Below are 17525 nucleotides of genomic sequence, written 5' to 3' on the forward strand. Positions count from 1 at the left end.
GGTCATGACCAGTCCACCACACCCCAGCTTCACGCTGCTCGCCAAGATCGACTGGGATGACACCACGTCGATCCTTCGTGGTTGCACACCGCTGTTCGAAGCACTGACGACCGATCCCGCGCTGCTGGCCGAGCTCGTAGCGGGCGTCGCCGACGACCCCCACCTGGCCGAGATGTGCGAGGGATACGACTTCATGCACAAACTCGTCCTTCACGACGCGGCCGACCTCAACATCCGGCTCCGGCTGCACCTCTACCGGGCGGGGTTCTTCGACCGGCCGCACAACCACCGGTGGAGCTTCGCCAGCCACATCCTGCGAGGAGGCTACGTCCACCGCATCTTCGGCCGCGACGACCAATTCGGCGAAGACACCGACACGAACAGCCTGCTTCCCATCCACGAACGCCTCGAACAGGCCAGCTCTACCTACGCCCTGCACCACACCAGCGTGCACACCGTCCACGCCGAGGCCGACACCATCTCCCTGCTCGTCCGCGGCCCATCGGCCAAGCAGCGGTTCCTGATCCTCGACGCCGCCACAGGCGGCTTCTTCTGGGTCTACGGCGCAGCCCAGGAATCTCCCGAACAGCGCGCCGGCAAACGCTTGACCCCCGACCAACTCACGAGCACCATCGCCCGCACCCAACGCCTCATCGCGGACCTCGACCCGTCAAGCCGATCCGCATCCCTCCACCGAAGGTAGAGACGACCGTGAACGACGACGCATTTCAGGGAATGCTGTTCGGCGCCACCTCCGCCGCTGACGAGACCACCGACGCCGGCCCGCTCGACGAGCTGCGCGTCTGCGCGCTGAACGTCAACAGCCCCAACCCCAGCCGCGCGCAACGCATCGTCAACTGGCTACTGGCCACCAAGAGCAACACGCTCGTGCTCACCGAGATGCAACCCTCCGAAGGAGGCCGTCACATCCTCGCCTGCCTCCAAGCGGAAGGATTCACCACCACCTGCCCGCCAGGCTGGAAAGACACCCGCTACTTCACCGCCGTAGCCACCCGAGGCATCGAGGCCGCACCGGTCCAGCCGGCAGGGTTCGATCCCCGCATCAACGCCGTCGACCTGACCACCGACGACACGACCGTGCGGCTCCTGGGCATCTACGGGCCGACCAACGGCATGACCCCCGACAGCAGCCACCGCCGCCGCGAGTTCCAGCAGCGTCTTCTGGACTACCTCTCCCGGATCAACCGGCCCGCCCTGTGCATCGCCGGCGACCTCAACGTCGTCGAACCCGACCACCGCCCCCGCCTACCGGCGTTCGAAAACCACGACTACGCCTTCTACACCGGCCTGCTCGACCTCGGTCTCCACGACGCCTACCGCGAACTCAACCCCTCGGGCGGCGACCACAGCTGGATCAATCCACGCTTCGGCAGCCAACGTCTGGACCACAGCCTCGTCAGCGCCCAAGCCGGCGAAATCCGCGCATGCGCCTACGACCACACCACCCGAAGCGACGACCTCAGCGATCACTCCGCCCTGCTCACCACCATCGGGCTGCGGTCGGGTGGCGCGGCGACGAACGGCCATCGCACGTAGTGGCCGACGGCCGTTCGCTGCGACGTACTACCCCACCAACGCCGGGGTTCCCAGGCGGGTCAGGAGCTTGTCGCGGAACCGGGCCATGTGCGGATCGAACCGGTCGTGTGCCCATTCCGCCGGGTCGTCCAAGGCGAACCAGCGGACGTCATTCGCCTCGCGGGGATCCGCTTCGATCCGCATGTCCCGATCGGCAGCCAGGACGAACCAGAACGACACGTCGATGTGACTGTGCTCGCCGCGCGTCTTCGTGACGGTCAGGAACAGCGGCTCGTCTCCGAACCGCGGATGGAACTCGCCGTCGATCTCCAGTTCCTCGGCCGCCTCCCGCGCCACTGTCGTGCGTGGGTCCTCGCCGTCGTCGACATGGCCGCCGGGGAACAGCCACAAGCCCGCCTTCACGTGGTCGACCAGAAGGACGCTGCGCCGTGCCTCGTCGAACAGGGCGAAATAGACGCACAGGTGCTTGTCCGGCGTCGCTGGCTTGGCGATCCGGAACAGCGGGGCACCCGATCGAACCCACTGCAACGTGGTGGCCTTGTCCTGTGCTTCGTGCTCGTCGAGAGGCACTACACCAGCCACCAGGTCGTACACCACATCACGCGGATCCTGACCTGCCACTGTCATCTTCGAACCCTCCAGGACGAGCATGCCTCAGTCCACAGCCGCTGCTTCCAGCAGCGGCTCCCGTTATCGCCCGAAGGCGCGTGGCGGACCCTAGCAGTGGGCTCTTCTGGTCTCCGGGAGTACACGCCGCTTCGCGATACGGCGGCGTTGCAGAGTCACGCGGTCGTGACAGACAGATCGAGAGTCACGCTCATCGCCGAGTGGTCGGTCAGCCCGGCTGTTCGCACGGAGTGGTCGTATCGACATTCAACTACCGCAGCACGGTGCGCTCGGTTGACGAACGCGTGGTCAATTCGGTACCCGTTGCGCAGACCTTCAGCGGACGGTCGACCGAACCACGAATAATCCATCTTGGTAGGTTCCATTACACGAAACGCGTCGTCGAACCCGGCGCGACCGAACTCCCGGTAGAAGTCGTACTCCCACGATCCGAACACCGCGTAACGCGGATCATGAGCCGGTTCCACCACGTTCAGATCACCCGCCACCACAACCGGACCACCTCCGCCGATGCCCCTCCCGACATCGGGCAGCATCGCCGCGACCCGATCTTGGAACGCACGTTTGGCCTGGTTACGAAGCTCCTTCGGGCCGCGAGACGGAACGTAGAGACCGACCACACCGATCTCGCCCGCAGGCAGGGACATGCGAGCGGCGACGCACCGGTGCCCCAGCACACCGGCTCCGACATCGATAGCGGTCGGCTCCGGATCGCGACTGGCCACCAGCACCCGGTATCGGTCATTTGACGCCGGACTCGGGAGCAGCACTCCATAACCGGCATCCGCGAGCAAGCCGGCCAATACAGCACCCGACTCGCCCGCCGACACCTCGGTCAACACGAGCACATCGGCGCCAACACCCACGAGCCAGGCCACCTGCCGACGTGTCCTCGAAATATCGGCTCGCTGGACGTTGCACGTCACAATCCGAACCTCGGAGGCTCGGCCGAGTCCGCTCTTGCTGTCCGTTCCTCCCATGGTGCCGAGACCCTAACCGGAGCAGTAGTGGAAGTTCTCATGCCTACCGTGCGCGTCGACAACGTGCCCGCAGCCAATCGGCGCCGCACCGCCGATCGACAACATGTCGAGACGTACAGCCGACACTCATCCGCGCACGCGCTGCCGCACAAGCAGGAGGTCGCCGTAGGCCGAGCCGGTGACCCAGACCTCGGCCACAAGCGGCTTCACCAGCATCCGTCCGAACGGCTCGCAGGGCGTCATCGAACTCCATTGCGGCAAGGCGGGCGTCGGCGACCGCCGCGTCCGCGGTCAACTGATCAATCACCAGGCCCGGCCTGTGCCCACGCCGCGACCACCCTCGACGTTCGAGGGCTGGATCGGCGCGCGCGGCTCGTGCCGCTGCCCTGATGAACAGCCACCGAGACCACAGGGACCGCGATACCCCAACGGTGGAATCCTCCGGAACGTACCGCCGCGTTCATGCAGGCCAAGCCAGGTAGCGACTCATTGACGCCTCAACGGCACCCAGAGACGTGCTTGATCGGGCGACCCATTCCCAGTTCACTACCTCGCGCTGCACCAAAAGAGCCAAGGCCCTCTCAGACGCTCAAGTGAACGCAACGCATCCAGTCGATCCAGGTCGTCGCACGGCCAACGCCTGCGCAGTGTTCACGGAGATATGCCGCTCACGGCCCCACACCAAGACGATCGCTGAGCAGAAAGGAGCGCCATGGGCACCAACACCGCCACCTCGTCGCCGGAGACACTACGGACCGAGATGGTCGCCAGAGAGTGCGCAAGGCAGGACACACACGGCAGAGCGAGGTTGAACGGGTTCTGCTCGACACACCAGGCCACGAGTTCGTACCCGAAGCCGACTGGCGGTCACCTACAACCCGTGACAAGCGGTGATCACCCACCGGTTCGAGGACGGCCGGTCGCTGTCCTGTGCGTCGGCGCCGTGGCTCGTTGCCGCGATGCTCGACCCGCTCGACGTCCAGCCGGGCAACCGCATCCTTGAAATCGGCGCGGGCACCGGATACAACGCCTGCCTGCTCGCCCAGCTGACCGGCCGCGCCCCCTGGTCACCACCATCGACATCGACCCGGACGTGACCACCCAAGCCAAGCGGGCACTGGCCACCAGGCTACGGCGACGTGCATGTGATCACCGGCGACCCGCGACCGGGCAACCGCAGCGACTGCACCGTCTACCGCGACTCCGGCATCGCCGACGTGCTCGACGGCCGACCCGCCATGGCCGACGGCGGCAACCCGGGCAACCCCAAAGCGATGATGCCTTACCGCAAACCCCGCGACGGCACCGTGTTGACCGACTGGCAGAAAGGCCTCAACACCGTTCACCGGTCGATCCGTACCCGTGCCGAACACGCACTGGCCCGCATGAAGAACTGGACGACCTGCACGACTACCGCTGCGCCGCTCACACCTTGCGATCGCGTGCCCACGACTGCGATGGTGCAACCGCCACAGTGCAGTGGCTTGTACACCTCGTACGGTGGTGGGACCGTGTCGATCGCGGCTCGCGGGTGGAGCCGTCCACGGGTGTCTCGCGCGGCGGGAATCCCGACTCGCTCAGCCATACCTCTTTCCCCTCGTCCGGCGACGGATGGGCGAGCTACTTGCCGCGGGCGTCGTCGATCATCCAGTCGATGTAGGCGTCGATGGCCGGGCCCTCGACCTCGTCGAGGATCTGGTTGGCGAGTTGTCGGCAGTTCTTCTCGATCTCGTCCAACTCGACCAGGTCACAGACCAGGACCCTGTCGGCCCTGAGCGTCACACCGAGCGGAAGACGGCCACCAGGCAGATCCCGGAGTGACCTGTTGCCGCTGGGACCGGGGAGTGCTTCGAAGTCGTTGAGCTCCGCCTCGTCGAGGTGTTCGAGGCTGTTACGCAGAAGGCGCATGAGCCGGTCTTCTGCGGGCCGGGTTCCACCGCGAGCTTCGGCCATCCTCTTCGCCCACTTCTCGAACTGCTGCGCGGAGACCATGAGCAGGTGCTGCTCAATCCACACCTCATCGATCTTCGCGGCGATGTCCCACTCCGTGAGCGTCGCGTCATCCATGCGCTCGTACGCCTTGTCGAAGCTGCTCGCCTGCCGCAAAGCGTGACGAAGTCGCGTCGCCTGGCGGAGGGTGCCGTCCGCCCACCGCTGCGTGAACATGCGCGCCATCAGATAGTCGCTGGGTTTGACCTGCTCGGGATCCATCTTTCGATGATGCCCGCCTGGCGGCTCGGCCGACGCGCCGGTACGACTCGGCAGTCCGGCCGCATCCGTTTCTGTGTCCGCCTACCCACCCCGACAACCGAGAGCTACCTGGTCGTCCCTCGCACGCAAACGCGCGGTTCAGCGTCCCCCCGAACCCTCCGGCGACTGAACGTCGCTGACGCGTCAGTCAACCAACTCGTACTTCTCGAACAGGTCCCTGCCGAACCGGTAGTCCTTGAGCTCGAATTGCAAGCGGCCAGCCACGATCGCGGGCGCGATGCCGAGCCGGTCCGCGAACGCGCGCACCTGACGGGAATTCCACGGGTTGAGTGCGACCAATTCACGCCTGTGGACAGACGGGATGAGCAGGTCGGCCGCGAACTTGTTCGCTTCCGTTTCCTCGTCCGACGAACCGTTCCCCGGCTTGGCTATGTCCTCGGCTTCGATGAACACGCTACGTTTTCCATGCAAGAGCACGTGAGCAAGTTCGTGGAAGAACGCAAACCAAAACTTATCATTGCGCTTCCCGCGCAAGCTGAGCTGCACCACGGCCTTAGACGGGGAGAGCCAACGCGTGGCGCCGCTGGCTCGGCAGCCGACGATTTCTCTCACCAGGACGACTGCAACACCTGCACTGGCGCACAGGCGCCTCATGCGTGGCTCGAACTCGGCCGGGGACAGTACGGTCAACGCGCGCAGCTCGGGCAGCACGCTTTTGAGCCGTGCTCGGTCGAACGGCTCGCACGGGATGTTCGTCGCCTCCACCTCACCCAGGCGCAGCCACGCGGCCATGGCCCCTGCGTCTACCTCGAACGCCGCTGACTTCAGGTAGTTGACCGCGGGGTTAGCCCAGACCTCCTCCCACGCCTCGATCCCACCGACGCCGAAAAAGTTCAAGGCCTGCTGGAGCACGCGGGGTTCGTCGGTGTGGTCGGCGGTGATCTTCCCGAGCTTGCGTAGCGCGGCGATCGGCATCCGCTTCAACCATCCGACGTGGGCAGTGAGCTTCTCGCGTTCTAGTTCACGGGTCAGGTGGTCGCGGTAGCGCGATTCGAGGTCGTTCCAGAAGCGAGCCGGCATGCCGGTGACCCGTTCCAGGGTGATAGCGGTCTCGTGGGTGAGCACCGCTTGGCCCTGGATGATCTGGTTGATGTGCTTGGTGGACAGGCCTGCGCGAACCGCCAGCTGCGCCTGGCTCATGTTCAGTGCTTCAAGCGTTTCCCGCAAGGTTTCCCCCGGAGGCAGTACCTCCAAAGGCTCGTACCCGTACCGCTCAGTGGAACCGGCGTGCGTTGTTGTCATCGGTGTCACCTCCTCGTTCTTCCGCTCTCCGTGTGTGCCGGACCAGCGGCTGGCGGGCCGCGAGGACGAGTCCGAGCAGATCCTCCCCGTTCCCGGCGCTTGGCCGGTCCGCGAGGCGGCTCGGGGCCATTGTGTCGGTCGTCTGGTGAACGCCGGGTCAACCCGGCTCCGTGATCTCGACGACAAGCACCCGTTCCACCCGTTCGAGGTCGACCGTGCCGTCATCGCGCCGGGGCGCGGGGTCCCCGTCGGCGGAGACGATCATCTGCCGACCGCCGCCGAGGTCCAGCACGAACCGCTCACCCGCGTCTGCGGCGACCTTCTTCCAGCGCACTTGGGGCAGGCAGGCGAGTTCAGCCAGCGTCGACGCGGCAACCATTTGATCGAGTCTCAACCGGATCCTCAGAGCGCCTTCCGGCCCCCACTTCTGGCGTGTTTTCGCAGGTGAAGAGCACGTCTTGGCCATCTGCAACGAGGCAAAGCCGACCTCCATCACCGTCCCAACGTCGAAAGTCATGTACCCATCAGGTGCATGCTTTGATAGCATGCACCTAGCAGGTAAACGATACTCCGTGACGGTGACTACGCACAGCGCAGTCACCCGATCGCCGAGGGCGCACCCAGCGGCACCCCCCGAGTCGTCGCCTGAACCGATCGACGAGGAGATAGGCGATGCCCGACAAGGTCGAACTCCAGGTGGTGGTTAACGGCACCCCGACCGCGGTGGAGGCCAACCCCAACGCCCCGCTGCGCAGCATCATCGGCAGGGCACTCGCGCAGACGGACAACAGCGGACAGCCGGTGGAGAACTGGGAGCTGCGGGACAACGCGGGCGGGGTCCTGGACCTCGACGCCAAGATCGGCAGCTTCGGGTTCGGCGCGGGCACGCGGCTGTTCCTCAACCTGCGTGCCGGCGTCGGCGGCTGAGTCCCGTGGCCGCAGCCGTCGAGGAGCAGTACGTCGACCCGGAGGTCTCGCGCCGGAAGTTCGACCGCCAAGTGGCTGACTACCGCGCGCTGGAGCGCGACTACCAGGCGAAGGGCTGGTTCCTGGTCGATGCCACGTTCCCCAAGGTGTTCGTGGTGATGGCGGCCCGGCAGATCTCTCCCCCGGCGCTGGTGACCGGAGTGCTGATCGACTACACCAACTACGACGTCCGGCCGCCCTCGGTACGGCTGGCCGACCCGTTTACCCGTGAGCCGTACCGAACAGGGCAGTTGCCCACCACACTAAGGCGGAACACGGGCAAGATCCATTCCATCACCCCGGACGGCAGACCGGTGATGGAAGCCCAGACCCTGATGCAGGGCTACTCGTCCGACAGCCTGCCCTTCCTGTGCCTCCCCGGTGTGCGGGAGTATCACGACCACCCCGGCCACAGCGGTGATGCGTGGGAGCTCCACCGCGTAGCACGCGCCGGCGCCCTGGTCCGCCTGCTGGATGTCATCCACACCTACGGCGTCGCGCCCGTGGCCGGTTGGCAAGTGGAGTTCAACCCCAGGGTGGGCTTCGACCCGGGGGTGCCGCCCCAGTGAGGCTGGCCGATGTCCGAAGGTTCGACGTCCCGGCCGAGATCGTCGCCAAGACCGAGGACGCGGTGCGCGGTGCCGGGGCCGAGGGCTACGAGTTGTTCGTGCTGTGGACCGGCGTGCTCTCCGGCGAGGTGTTCACCGTCCGGACACCCCACGTCCCGAAGCAGACGTCCTACCGCCTTGAGTCTGGACTGTGCGTCCGGGTCGACGGAGACGAGCTGCACCGCCTCAACCGCTGGCTCTACGAAGCCGGTGAGGTGCTCGCCGTCCAGGTGCACACCCACCCGATGGAGGCCTACCACTCGGACACCGACAACACCTACCCCATCGTGACCCAGGTGGGCGGCCTGTCGATTGTGCTGCCGCACTTCGGGGCAGACGGCTTCACCGACCCCGGCGTCGCCACCTACCGACTTGCCCCCGCGGGCTGGCAAGGACTCCGCGACCACGCCGCACGCCGATTGGTACAGGTGATCTGATGCCGCTGGCCGACTACCACCGCCGCGTCGCAGTCGCGGCCTCCCAGGTGATCGCCGGGTTCGACGAGCAACTGTTCGAGGCCGCATTGGCGAATACCCGCATCGGCATCGCCCTCGGCCGCGAGGCCGCCGAAACCCGTGAGGGGCGGGCGCTGGCCGATCTCACCGTCAGGCTGCTCGCCCGGCTCTATCCCACCCTCGCCTTCCTGCACGGCCCTGGCGCGGAAGCACTGTCCACCGAGCTGAGCAGGCTCGCGAGGGCGGTCAACCCGAACATCACCATCATCGACCACGCCGCTGTGGGTATCGCCATCGGCCTCGACGCCCCCACCTTCGAGCGGACCTTCCACGCCGGGGCCGACGCCTGGACCGCCCTGCTGTCCTGCCGCGTTCCCCAGCCCGTCGGCGACAGCGCGATCCCGTTCGGCGCCGGTGCCGCCGCGTGCTTCGCCGCCGCGGCGGTCTTCCGGACCGTGCTGATGGGCGAGATGGATCCCGTGTCCGACGACCTCACCGTGTCGTGCCTGGACGGTATCGACCCGATCACCGCTCCCGACGTGCCAGAGGATGGATGGGCGCTAGCGCACCCGACCGTGCTGGTCGGGTGCGGCGCCGTGGGACAGGCTGCGGTATGGGCCCTGGGCCGCAGCCCCGTGCAGGGCGGCCTGGAACTCGTCGACCACGAGTCGGTCGAGTTGAGCAACATCCAACGCTACGTCCTCACCACGCGGGCCGACGAGAACGCCGGGAAAGCCGAACTGGCGGCCAGAACCCCCACCGACGGTCTGGTTTTGACCCCTCGGCCCCAGGAGTGGGCAAACTTCACGGCCACCCACGGCTACCACTGGGGAACAGCGCTGGTCGCCGTGGATTCGGCGACAGCGCGACGCGCGGTCCAAGCCTCGCTCCCGGGCTGGATTGCCAACGCCTGGACCCAACCCGGTGACCTCGGCGTATCCACCCACGCCTTCCGCACCGACGCGTGCCTGTCCTGCCTGTACCTGCCGACCGGTCAGACCTCCAGCGAGGACGCCGTCGTGGCCTCGGCTCTGGGCATCAACCCGCTGGTCGCAGAGGTGCGGACGTTGCTGCACTCTCATGGGCCGGTGCCCGCGCCCTTGCTCGATGCGATCGCAACCGGCCTCGGCATCGCCCGGGACGCCTTGACCCGGTTCGAGGGACGCCCCATCCGCGAGCTGTACGTGGAGGGAATCTGCGGTGGTGGTGTCATTCCGCTGGGGCAGACTGGACACCCTCCACAGGACGTACACGTCCCCCTGGCCCACCAGTCCGCACTCGCCGGAGTTCTGCTGGCGGCTCGACTGGTCCGCAGGACAGCAGGCATCGACCCCGGCGGGACGCAGATCACCGGCTTCAACGTCCTACGGAGCCCGGCCCCATATCCCACTCGACCAGCCCTTAAGGACTCCCGGGGCACCTGCGTCTGCCAAGACTCCGACTACCTGCGGGTGTACCAGGAGAAGTGGCCAGCTGAACCGGTTGACTGAGCGGAGCTGCGCTCAAACCGGGGTACCTAGTGGCGTGTCTCGGAGGGTCGGCCCGGTAATCGGTCCTATGGGTTGATCGGCGAGGCTGGTCCTGCATGCCGAGTGCGGGAGGTGGTCGTGGCTCGTCGACCGAGTGTGTTCGTGAGGCCCTTGTCGATGGAGGAGGGCCGGAAGCTTCAGCGGGTCACCAGGACCGCGAAGGACCCGGTGCGGTTGCGGCGGGCGATCGTGGTGTTGATGTCCGGCCAGGGCCAGTCGGTCCGGGACATCACCTCGTTGATGCAGGTGAGCGAGGACTACGTCCGTGACGTGATCCACGCCTTCAACGGGCGGGGGTTCGCGGCGCTGGACCCAAAATGGAGCGGCGGGCGGAGTCGGACGATCGGTGAGGCGATCCGTGAACGGATCTGCCTGATCGCCCGCACTGCATTCCTCGTCAAAATGCAGCGGATCCTCGACCTCTACGACCACCCGCCCGACGACGGCCGGGTGATCTGCGTCGACGAGTTCGGTCCGCTCAACCTGATGCCGCGCAAGGGCAAGGCCTGGCGGTCCGCCGGATCGCCCCACCGATTACGGGCGACCTACAACCGCCGCCACGGCGTGATGCACATGCTCGCCGCACTCGACCTGACCACCGGGAAGATCCACTACCGGATCCGGCGCCGCAAACGCCACGCCGAGTTTCTCGACCTGCTCAAGACCCTGCGCGCCCGGTGGCCCGACCAGCGGCTCTACCTGGTCATGGACAACTTCTCCCCACACCGACACCCCGACGTCCGCGAGTGGGCCGCCGACAACGACGCCGAACTGGTGTTCCTGCCGACCTACTCCAGCTGGTTGAACTGGATCGAGGCCGAGTTCGCCGCCCTGCGCTACTTCGCCCTCAACGGCACCGACCACCGCACCCACACCGAACAAAACGCCGCCATCGCCTCGTTCATCCGCTGGCGCAACGCCCGAGCCCAGCCCAAGACCGGCTTCGCCACCGACTCACCCATCCGCACCTGGACCCATTACCCGGCCATGGCTGCGTGACAAGCCACTAGTAGACCGTCGCTGCTAATTTTTGGGATATAGGTGGCGGAGTCGGGTGCGGGCATCGGCGGTGGTGAAGTGCCAGTCGACCTGACGCTGGTCGGTGTTGGTGGCGTGCTGCCATGCGGCGAGTTCGGTGTTGAGCGTGTCGAGGTCGTCGATGCGGCGGTCCAGGCATTGGCGGGCCAGTGTGGACAGTTCGATCTCTGCGATGTTGAGCCAGGATCCGTGTTTGGGGGTATGGTGGATCTCCAGGCGTCGGGCTAGGGCGAACGCGGTGGCCGGGTCGAAAGCCTCGTAGAGGGACGCGATGGTGTGGGTGTTGAGGTTGTCCATCACCAGGACGACCTTCTCCGCCTCGGGGTAGTCGACGGTCAGGAGCCGTTCGACCTGTCCGGCCCAGTCGACCCTGGTCCGGCAAGGTTGTGCGTCGACCCGCCACCACCCGCCCAGGGGTTCGACCCAGCGGAAGATCGAGCAGGTGCCGTGACGGACGTACTCGCTGTCCTGCTCGGGATTCCGTCCCGGTGTGGCGGGGATCGGGTCACGGGCGTGCGCCAGGAGCTGGTAGGGCTTCTCGTCCATGCGACTCCTCGCTCGCACGCATGTCGGCGCTGACGAAGATGTAGTCGAACCGGCCCGACATCACCGCCTGACCGGCGAAGCCGAACAGGTTCGTCACGGTCACGGCCCAGTCCTCCAGCCTGTTGATGTTTCCAGTTCCCACGTCTTCAGCGCCTGCTCGCCGGCTGCCAGAGCCGCCAGCGCCCACTGGGAACTCCACTCGCCCCTACGTTATTTGCCGGAGTTCCTCCAATAGTTCGGGCAGTACTTCCTCGTACAACGTTTCCTGCTCGCGCCCTTCACCGTTCAGAGCTATGGCGGATGCAAGGTCCCGCAACGACTCTGGCCCTTCAGCGGCGAGTGCTGCGGCGCGCCCACGTCCCCGTGTCAACTGCTCCGCCGTCTGGAGCCGCCATGGTCCTGCTTCCCAAAACCTCCGGTCCATGCCGACTGGGGTGATCGGGCGGTCGAGCCTGCGGGATAAGTCGGCCACGATCGACACACCGTCGGCGTCCAGGTCACACCAAGCGGCGAGCCGTCGTGGGCTCAACGCACGCAGAAGATCCACAAGCGCGTGACTGGCATAGCCGCGTCCCCAGACGCAGAGCCAGTGCTCAGTGATTCCGGGGTACTCGCATACCCGCTGGAACGTGTCCTTGTTTTCGATGACCAGGATGCCTTCGAGCGAGGTCGTGTCGACTTCGCCGAGGGCGTGGAGGGCGTTGGCGGGAAGCCCGATCCACGGTCCGGCTACGCCCGCGTCCGCAGCGACCGAGTCGATGTGCCAGATCAACGGTCCACGCATGAGGATCTCGACGTCGGTGCCGTCCACCGCGTCTGAGAACTCCATGTTGACCAGGTTGGCGAACGCTATTCGTTGTTGGAGGGTGAACTTCTTGCTGTCGTTGAACGCGAAGCCTGCCAACTCCTTGAGGGTCACTCGTCGACCTGCCCGTCGACCTGCCAGCCACACACACGCGGCCCGGATCGCCGCTTCGTACACCGACCACAATGCGGCACGGGTGCGCGATCCCTCCGGGACGCGGAGCGGGCCGCCGTCTGGGACCCTCGCGAGGAGATCCCGTTCCTCGGCCAGGTCCGGCTCGTTTTCCATGATCCCGAGTAACTCGGAGCGACGTTCATCCGGGTCGACCCGACCGGTGAGTTCTGCGACATAGTCGTCCGCGACGGCCGCCCACGCATCGGTGAGCCTGAACGAGACGGGTGAGTAGTCGAAGCCGGCGACGTCGAGCCGGAGTATCCCCACGCCAGCGCGGACCATCTCCATCGTCACGTCCCATGCCTGGTCGCCGAGCCGAGTTCTCATGCCTGACCAGCGGCGAGATGTTCCGGTCTGCAGGAACCACACGAGATCGCGGCGCTCGACGGCCGTCGGCAGGGCGAAGTCCTGCGGTTGCTTCTCCGGCAGCAGGTCCGCCATGGTCACGTTAGGTCGGCGTTTACGGTCCCGCCGCATCGTGTCGCCGTTGACCTGCGTCGGTTTGGCCCGCGGCACGGAGTAGGCGGCGACTCCTTCCGGCAATTCTGGCAGCGGCACGGGCATTCGACCGACGCTCTCCCCGATAAGAAACCCGTGGTGGACACGAGGCGTGTCGGCATCATTCATCCGGCGTACCCCTCTTGATCCAGTCGGCGGTCAGGTCGACCTGCTCCGAGTTCTCGTTGAACGCCCACGCTCGAGTCGGCCGGTTGTAGGCGTCGGAGGTCGAGGCGTGGGAGAACCACAAAAGGGCGCCGCACACGTCCGCCGCATCGACCAGCACACTATCTTGACAGGTTCCGAGGATTGTCACGCGTTGATGCGCAGCTACACGCTTGAGCGCGCCCAGCACGTCCTTGCGATTGACTTCACCGAGGCTGTTGCCCAGTTCGTCGAGGACGAGGACGCGTCCGTGGGTATCGGCGTCGGCGAGCACGGCAGCGAGCACGAGCTGCACGGCATACACCTTGACCTGTGCACCGTTGGCTACCTCCCGGTACGGCACGTAGGTGCCGCTGCTCGAGCGCTTCCAGCGTGGCGAAACCTCCCAGACCCACTCGCCGTCGGCGGGAGGTTCGACCGCCCGGAAGTGCAATTCAGCACCGCAGCCACCACGTTCGATGTCGAGGCTGTCGAACTTGTCGCTGATGCGGTTGAAGATTGCCTCGACTCTCTGACTGATCATGCTCTGCAACAGGACGTGCCGGTCCTCTTGGTCGGCAAGTTCACGTTCGAGGTCAGCGAGCGTGCCGGCGTGTTCTCGTCGTTGTTTCTCCACTCGCTGCACTGTCAACCGATCGGAGTCGGCCATCCCATCGAGCTTCACATGCAGCGGTGTCGCAATCTGCGGGAGACCGACAGCCGGTGGCACATCCACAGGGGAGGCGGCCAGAGCAAGACGCAGCAGCAGTGCCTGGCGCATTTCATCCGGAAGCGATGACTCGACGCTCTCATCGATGCCGTACTGTGCAGTCGCTCGGCTCAGGTCGTCGACCGCCGCCGCCCGACGGTCCGCCACGGAGAGGTCGGTCGAGTTGGCCGCGACGTATCCCCGAGCATGGTGCTCATCACTTTGCCAAAGGCCACGCCACAACTCGACCTTCAGGCTTTCCCGTTCCTTGACTCGCGCTTTGACTTTGTCCCTGGCTTGTGATTCTTTTTCCTTCGCAGCATCGAGTTGGAGGGTGTAAAGCCGAACTCGATCAGCGTGCCCCCTGAGGAGGTCGCTGGCTTCCTCCCAGGCCTTCTGCGCTTTCCGCTCCTTGCCGTCGGATTCTGCCCATAGCCGGTCCAGCTCGGCGATCCGGTTGGCCAATCCGGTGTCCAGTTCGGCAATCTCACCCAACCTCGCGGCCGCGTGGGCAGCCTTGCACTGCTGCTTGGCCAGAAGCAGGAGGGCACTGGCCGCCTTCGACTCGGTGACGGCACCGTCACACGCTAGCCGCGCTTCGTCTACCTTCTGCCGCGCCGTACGCAGCATTGCCTCTCGGCCGGTGATCGGATCTGCGAACCCGCCCGAGACCGTCAGGTGGAGCTCTGCGTCGTGGACGTCGTCCGGCTCCGGGCGCGCAGCGAACCGCTCCTCCAACGTGCCCAGGAACTGGCCGATGGGCAGACGAGAGGAAACGCCAGATATGGCTCGGTCTGACGCCGGATCCGATTGGATGATCTGCGCGCCGGCGTGCTCGGTCAGAAGCGCACGTGCGTCGTCCGCGTCTTTCCCGATGCTTACAATCACCGCATCACGCCAAGGAGCGAGCCTCGGCTCCCAGACAGCGCGTACCTCGTCGGCGAGGGTCACGACGTCCATCAACGAAGTCGCCGTGACGCCTCGTGCTTCGAGAACGTCGACGAGAAGTCCGGCTGTGCCGCTACGCCCGCGGCCAACCCGATCGAATTCGTCCTGAGCCGCGTCCAAGGCGGCGGAAAGCTTCTCGAGTTCAACCTTCGCCTTGGCGTGTGAAGTTTCGGCCTCGGACTGTCGCAGCGCAGCGTCTTCTGGCGTGCTGCCGTCCCAGCCGTCCACCTGCTGCAACAAGGCCCTGCGCTCGTCCGCGAGCTCGGAACGCTTCGCCGCCTTCGCGGTGCGTTCATCCCGCAAGGAGGATGCCGCCTGCTTGGCCAAATCCCAATCGCGGCGTGCACGCTCCTCACTCGAGGCGAGGTCTGTGCGTGCCTTGAGTTCGTTGAGCTCGGCTTCGATTTCCCCTACCCGCTCAACGGATGTGGCGTGCGTCTTCCGGAGCTCGACGAGTTGGACGTCGAGTTCGCGATCCCTGTCGAGAACGGCCAGGTAACGCCCCGCGAGGTAGCCCTGCCAGTGTCCCAACGCGGTGTCGAGGCTCGCGCGCGCCGCGTCCCTGCTGGCAACGGCGTCCAACTCTGCCTGTTCCCTCTGCCACCGTGCCTGACCGTCGGCAACACACTCGTCGCGCATCCGCCGCTGTTCGAGCACTTTGCCCCGCTGTGCTCGCTCGTCGTCGAGGTGTGCTTTCGAACCGGACAGCGCGATCAGCGATGCGCCGATGTCGCGGGGTTCCATCTCGGTCATCTGCTGGCTCAGCAGGGACGGTGCGGCCGGTCGCAGAGGTGTGTCGAGGTAGGTGAGGCACCGGGGGGCATCACCGAAGAAGAACTGGGACATCCGCCGGGCGGACACCGTTCCGTTGCGTTTGACGGCCTGCCAGAGCTCCTCGGCTTGCGACAACCGCTCGAACTCGTCCTTGCCTTGAGCGAGATGGATGCCATCGGCCCATCTGGCCTCGATGTAGGGTGCCGAGGTGGAGATGCGGACCCACACGGTGAGTGCGTTCGCAGCCGGATCCTCGAAGTCGGCGAAGACCCCGGCCACGAAGCCGTGATCCGCCGGAGGCACCTTCTGGGATGGGTCGATCCCTGCGGAGTCCGGTCGGAAGAGGATGCCTGCGGCTGTCTTCCCACCTTGGGTGTCCATCCGCCACTGCGGGTCACCGAGCAGGATCGACACGGCGCCGAGAAAGCTCGTCTTGCCCGAGCCGTTGGAATCCCCCTTGGGGCCCTGCCCCGACACCGCGATGAAGGTCCCCGGCACCAGAGGCACCGGATGGGTGGTGAGCCGCGCAATGTCGAAGGTCTGCACCACGAGGAGGTGACGCTCACCGACCTCGCCTCGACTGGCGGTTCTCGGGATGCTGAGAGATTCGGTCATGTCGGCGGGTTCTCCGGGATTTCTTGTCGGATGGCACGTAGTCGTCGGATGGACAAGGCCAGATCGCCTTGCGGCTCCGCCAGCAAGATCAGCTCGTCGAACAGCGTGTCCGTCGCTGCCGGGGTCAGGCGGAGGAATTGCCTGCCGGGGACGATCCCGCCGGTAACGGATCGCACGAGTTCGGCCTTGGTGAGTTGGCGTAGAGCGCTGTCCGCGGTGCCATATTTGAGTCGGCCCTCGCGCACGAGCAGATCACGCGGCACGGGATGGCCGTTTTCCCAAGGACTTTCCTTCGGAACCAACCCTTGAGCCCGGGGCAGTGCAACTGAGAGCAGCAGGACCATCGCAAGAATGGCGCGTTCGTCGCGCGGAAGGACACCGATTCCCAACCGGGCGAGTTGGGCAGCGATGGTGTCGTCGTAAGCGGAGAGGTAACCGTTGCCTACTCTGATCAGGACCCGGCCCGCCTCAGTGAGCAATCGCTCGACGACCTGCCGGGACGCCGGCTCAAGCAACGCGCGAAAAGCCGACTGTGGTACCGGCAACAGAGAGGTCTCTACAGCCGCCAACGCCGCGAGGACTTCGGCACGCCGTTGGGTGGTGAGCGTGGACAGCAGATCATCGGTCATTCTGACCCGCCTACCGAAGGTAGCCGAGCGTATTCGCGGCGCATCAGAGCGATCTCCGGTTCACGCCACAACGACATTGCAGGTCCGAGCTTGATCACGGATGCCGTCGCGTCGTACAGTATGTATCCACACGCTTCCAGCCGGTTGAGGCCTGATGTCACGTTGGAGACGCCGAGCGTCTCCACTGCGGACCGGACGTCGTCGATCGCGGCCGGTGCCCCGGGATACGGAGGCTGGTCGGGATCCGGCCAACACGCACGGAGACATGCTGCGAACACCAGCACCGCCGTGCTCGGCAACATCGGGGGTCCATGTGCGGCTTCAAGGCCGAACACGACCTCATCAGTCCACCCGAGGATGACTTCACCCGGTGCCGCATCGACGAGGACGCGTCCCGCCCGTCGTGCGGC

General features: G+C 65.9%; 18 protein-coding genes and 1 pseudogene. 9 read left to right on the forward strand and 10 right to left on the reverse strand.

The window, feature by feature from the left end:
• Window positions 1–4: 4 nt before the first annotated feature.
• Together OQ02_RS24590 and OQ02_RS24595 are read left to right on the forward strand one after the other, a co-directional pair.
• Window positions 5–703 (forward strand): hypothetical protein, encoded by a 699-nt coding sequence (locus OQ02_RS24590; RefSeq protein ID WP_033440895.1) that lies wholly within the window; start codon window positions 5–7, stop codon window positions 701–703.
• Window positions 704–711: 8 nt separating this feature from the next.
• Window positions 712–1557 (forward strand): endonuclease/exonuclease/phosphatase family protein, encoded by an 846-nt coding sequence (locus OQ02_RS24595; protein WP_156077281.1) that lies wholly within the window; start codon window positions 712–714, stop codon window positions 1555–1557.
• A gap of 27 nt (window positions 1558–1584) precedes the next feature.
• Here the strand turns inward: OQ02_RS24595 and OQ02_RS24600 are convergent, their stop codons facing one another.
• Both OQ02_RS24600 and OQ02_RS42685 read right to left on the reverse strand, forming a co-directional pair.
• A complete protein-coding gene (locus OQ02_RS24600) occupies window positions 1585–2208 on the reverse strand; it encodes an NUDIX hydrolase (protein ID WP_197043473.1) in 624 nt (207 codons plus the stop codon).
• 131 nt (window positions 2209–2339) lie between these two features.
• Window positions 2340–3164: an endonuclease/exonuclease/phosphatase family protein gene (locus OQ02_RS42685; RefSeq protein WP_081915920.1), complete on the reverse strand. Its 825-nt coding sequence runs from the start codon at window positions 3162–3164 to the stop codon at window positions 2340–2342.
• 890 nt (window positions 3165–4054) lie between these two features.
• Between OQ02_RS42685 and OQ02_RS45005 the strand changes: the two genes are divergently transcribed.
• Window positions 4055–4261, forward strand: a complete 207-nt coding sequence (locus OQ02_RS45005) for a hypothetical protein (RefSeq protein ID WP_033440898.1) — start codon at window positions 4055–4057, stop codon at window positions 4259–4261.
• A 57-nt stretch (window positions 4262–4318) separates the two neighbouring features.
• Window positions 4319–4611, forward strand: a pseudogene (locus tag OQ02_RS45010) (transposase family protein); the annotation flags it as partial.
• Between the two features lie 173 nt (window positions 4612–4784).
• Here OQ02_RS45010 and OQ02_RS44050 read toward each other — a convergent pair.
• The 3 genes from OQ02_RS44050 to OQ02_RS46025 form a co-directional block, all read right to left on the reverse strand.
• Window positions 4785–5375: a hypothetical protein gene (locus tag OQ02_RS44050; protein WP_033440899.1), complete on the reverse strand. Its 591-nt coding sequence runs from the start codon at window positions 5373–5375 to the stop codon at window positions 4785–4787.
• A 183-nt stretch (window positions 5376–5558) separates the two neighbouring features.
• Window positions 5559–6677: a HigA family addiction module antitoxin gene (locus OQ02_RS24620; RefSeq protein ID WP_051772753.1), complete on the reverse strand. Its 1119-nt coding sequence runs from the start codon at window positions 6675–6677 to the stop codon at window positions 5559–5561.
• Window positions 6678–6834: 157 nt separating this feature from the next.
• Window positions 6835–7194 carry a hypothetical protein gene (locus tag OQ02_RS46025; protein ID WP_231500209.1) on the reverse strand — a complete coding sequence of 120 codons (360 nt, stop codon included), beginning with the start codon at window positions 7192–7194 and terminating at the stop codon, window positions 6835–6837.
• A 155-nt stretch (window positions 7195–7349) separates the two neighbouring features.
• On the opposite strand from OQ02_RS46025, the gene OQ02_RS24630 reads away from it, so the two are divergent.
• The 5 genes from OQ02_RS24630 (at window position 7350) to OQ02_RS24650 (ending at window position 11234) form a co-directional block, all read left to right on the forward strand.
• Entirely contained in the window at window positions 7350–7604 is a 255-nt protein-coding gene (locus OQ02_RS24630; protein WP_051772754.1) for a DUF2604 domain-containing protein, read from the forward strand.
• A gap of 5 nt (window positions 7605–7609) precedes the next feature.
• Complete coding sequence (locus tag OQ02_RS24635; RefSeq protein WP_033440901.1) at window positions 7610–8212, forward strand: putative metal-binding protein; 603 nt, start codon at window positions 7610–7612, stop codon at window positions 8210–8212.
• Complete coding sequence (locus tag OQ02_RS24640; protein ID WP_051772755.1) at window positions 8209–8688, forward strand: Mov34/MPN/PAD-1 family protein; 480 nt, start codon at window positions 8209–8211, stop codon at window positions 8686–8688. The genes OQ02_RS24635 and OQ02_RS24640 overlap by 4 nt, the downstream gene beginning before the upstream one ends.
• Window positions 8688–10196: an E2 ligase fold family C protein gene (locus OQ02_RS24645; RefSeq protein WP_033440902.1), complete on the forward strand. Its 1509-nt coding sequence runs from the start codon at window positions 8688–8690 to the stop codon at window positions 10194–10196. Before OQ02_RS24640 ends, OQ02_RS24645 begins: the two co-directional genes overlap by 1 nt.
• 141 nt (window positions 10197–10337) lie before the next feature.
• Window positions 10338–11234, forward strand: a complete 897-nt coding sequence (locus OQ02_RS24650; RefSeq protein WP_231500210.1) for an IS630 family transposase — start codon at window positions 10338–10340, stop codon at window positions 11232–11234.
• Window positions 11235–11258: 24 nt separating this feature from the next.
• Here the strand turns inward: OQ02_RS24650 and OQ02_RS24655 are convergent, their stop codons facing one another.
• The 5 genes from OQ02_RS24655 to OQ02_RS24670 all read right to left on the reverse strand — a co-directional run bounded on the left by OQ02_RS24655 (window position 11259) and on the right by OQ02_RS24670 (window position 17115).
• The gene (locus OQ02_RS24655; RefSeq protein ID WP_051772756.1) at window positions 11259–11819 is read right to left on the reverse strand and encodes an IS630 family transposase; all 561 of its coding nucleotides are present in this window, start codon (window positions 11817–11819) and stop codon (window positions 11259–11261) included.
• Window positions 11779–11922: a hypothetical protein gene (locus tag OQ02_RS45015; RefSeq protein ID WP_231500211.1), complete on the reverse strand. Its 144-nt coding sequence runs from the start codon at window positions 11920–11922 to the stop codon at window positions 11779–11781. The genes OQ02_RS24655 and OQ02_RS45015 overlap by 41 nt, the downstream gene beginning before the upstream one ends.
• A 102-nt stretch (window positions 11923–12024) precedes the next feature.
• Window positions 12025–13362 (reverse strand): Wadjet anti-phage system protein JetD domain-containing protein, encoded by a 1338-nt coding sequence (locus OQ02_RS24660; RefSeq protein WP_197043475.1) that lies wholly within the window; start codon window positions 13360–13362, stop codon window positions 12025–12027.
• A gap of 55 nt (window positions 13363–13417) precedes the next feature.
• Window positions 13418–16486: a hypothetical protein gene (locus OQ02_RS24665; RefSeq protein ID WP_033440906.1), complete on the reverse strand. Its 3069-nt coding sequence runs from the start codon at window positions 16484–16486 to the stop codon at window positions 13418–13420.
• Window positions 16483–17115, reverse strand: coding sequence for a hypothetical protein (locus tag OQ02_RS24670; RefSeq protein ID WP_033440907.1), 633 nt, complete (start codon window positions 17113–17115; stop codon window positions 16483–16485). The genes OQ02_RS24665 and OQ02_RS24670 overlap by 4 nt, the downstream gene beginning before the upstream one ends.
• Window positions 17116–17525 lie beyond the last annotated feature (410 nt).

It is taken from the genome of Saccharothrix sp. NRRL B-16314 (assembly GCF_000716595.1).
Lineage (GTDB): Bacteria > Actinomycetota > Actinomycetes > Mycobacteriales > Pseudonocardiaceae > Actinosynnema.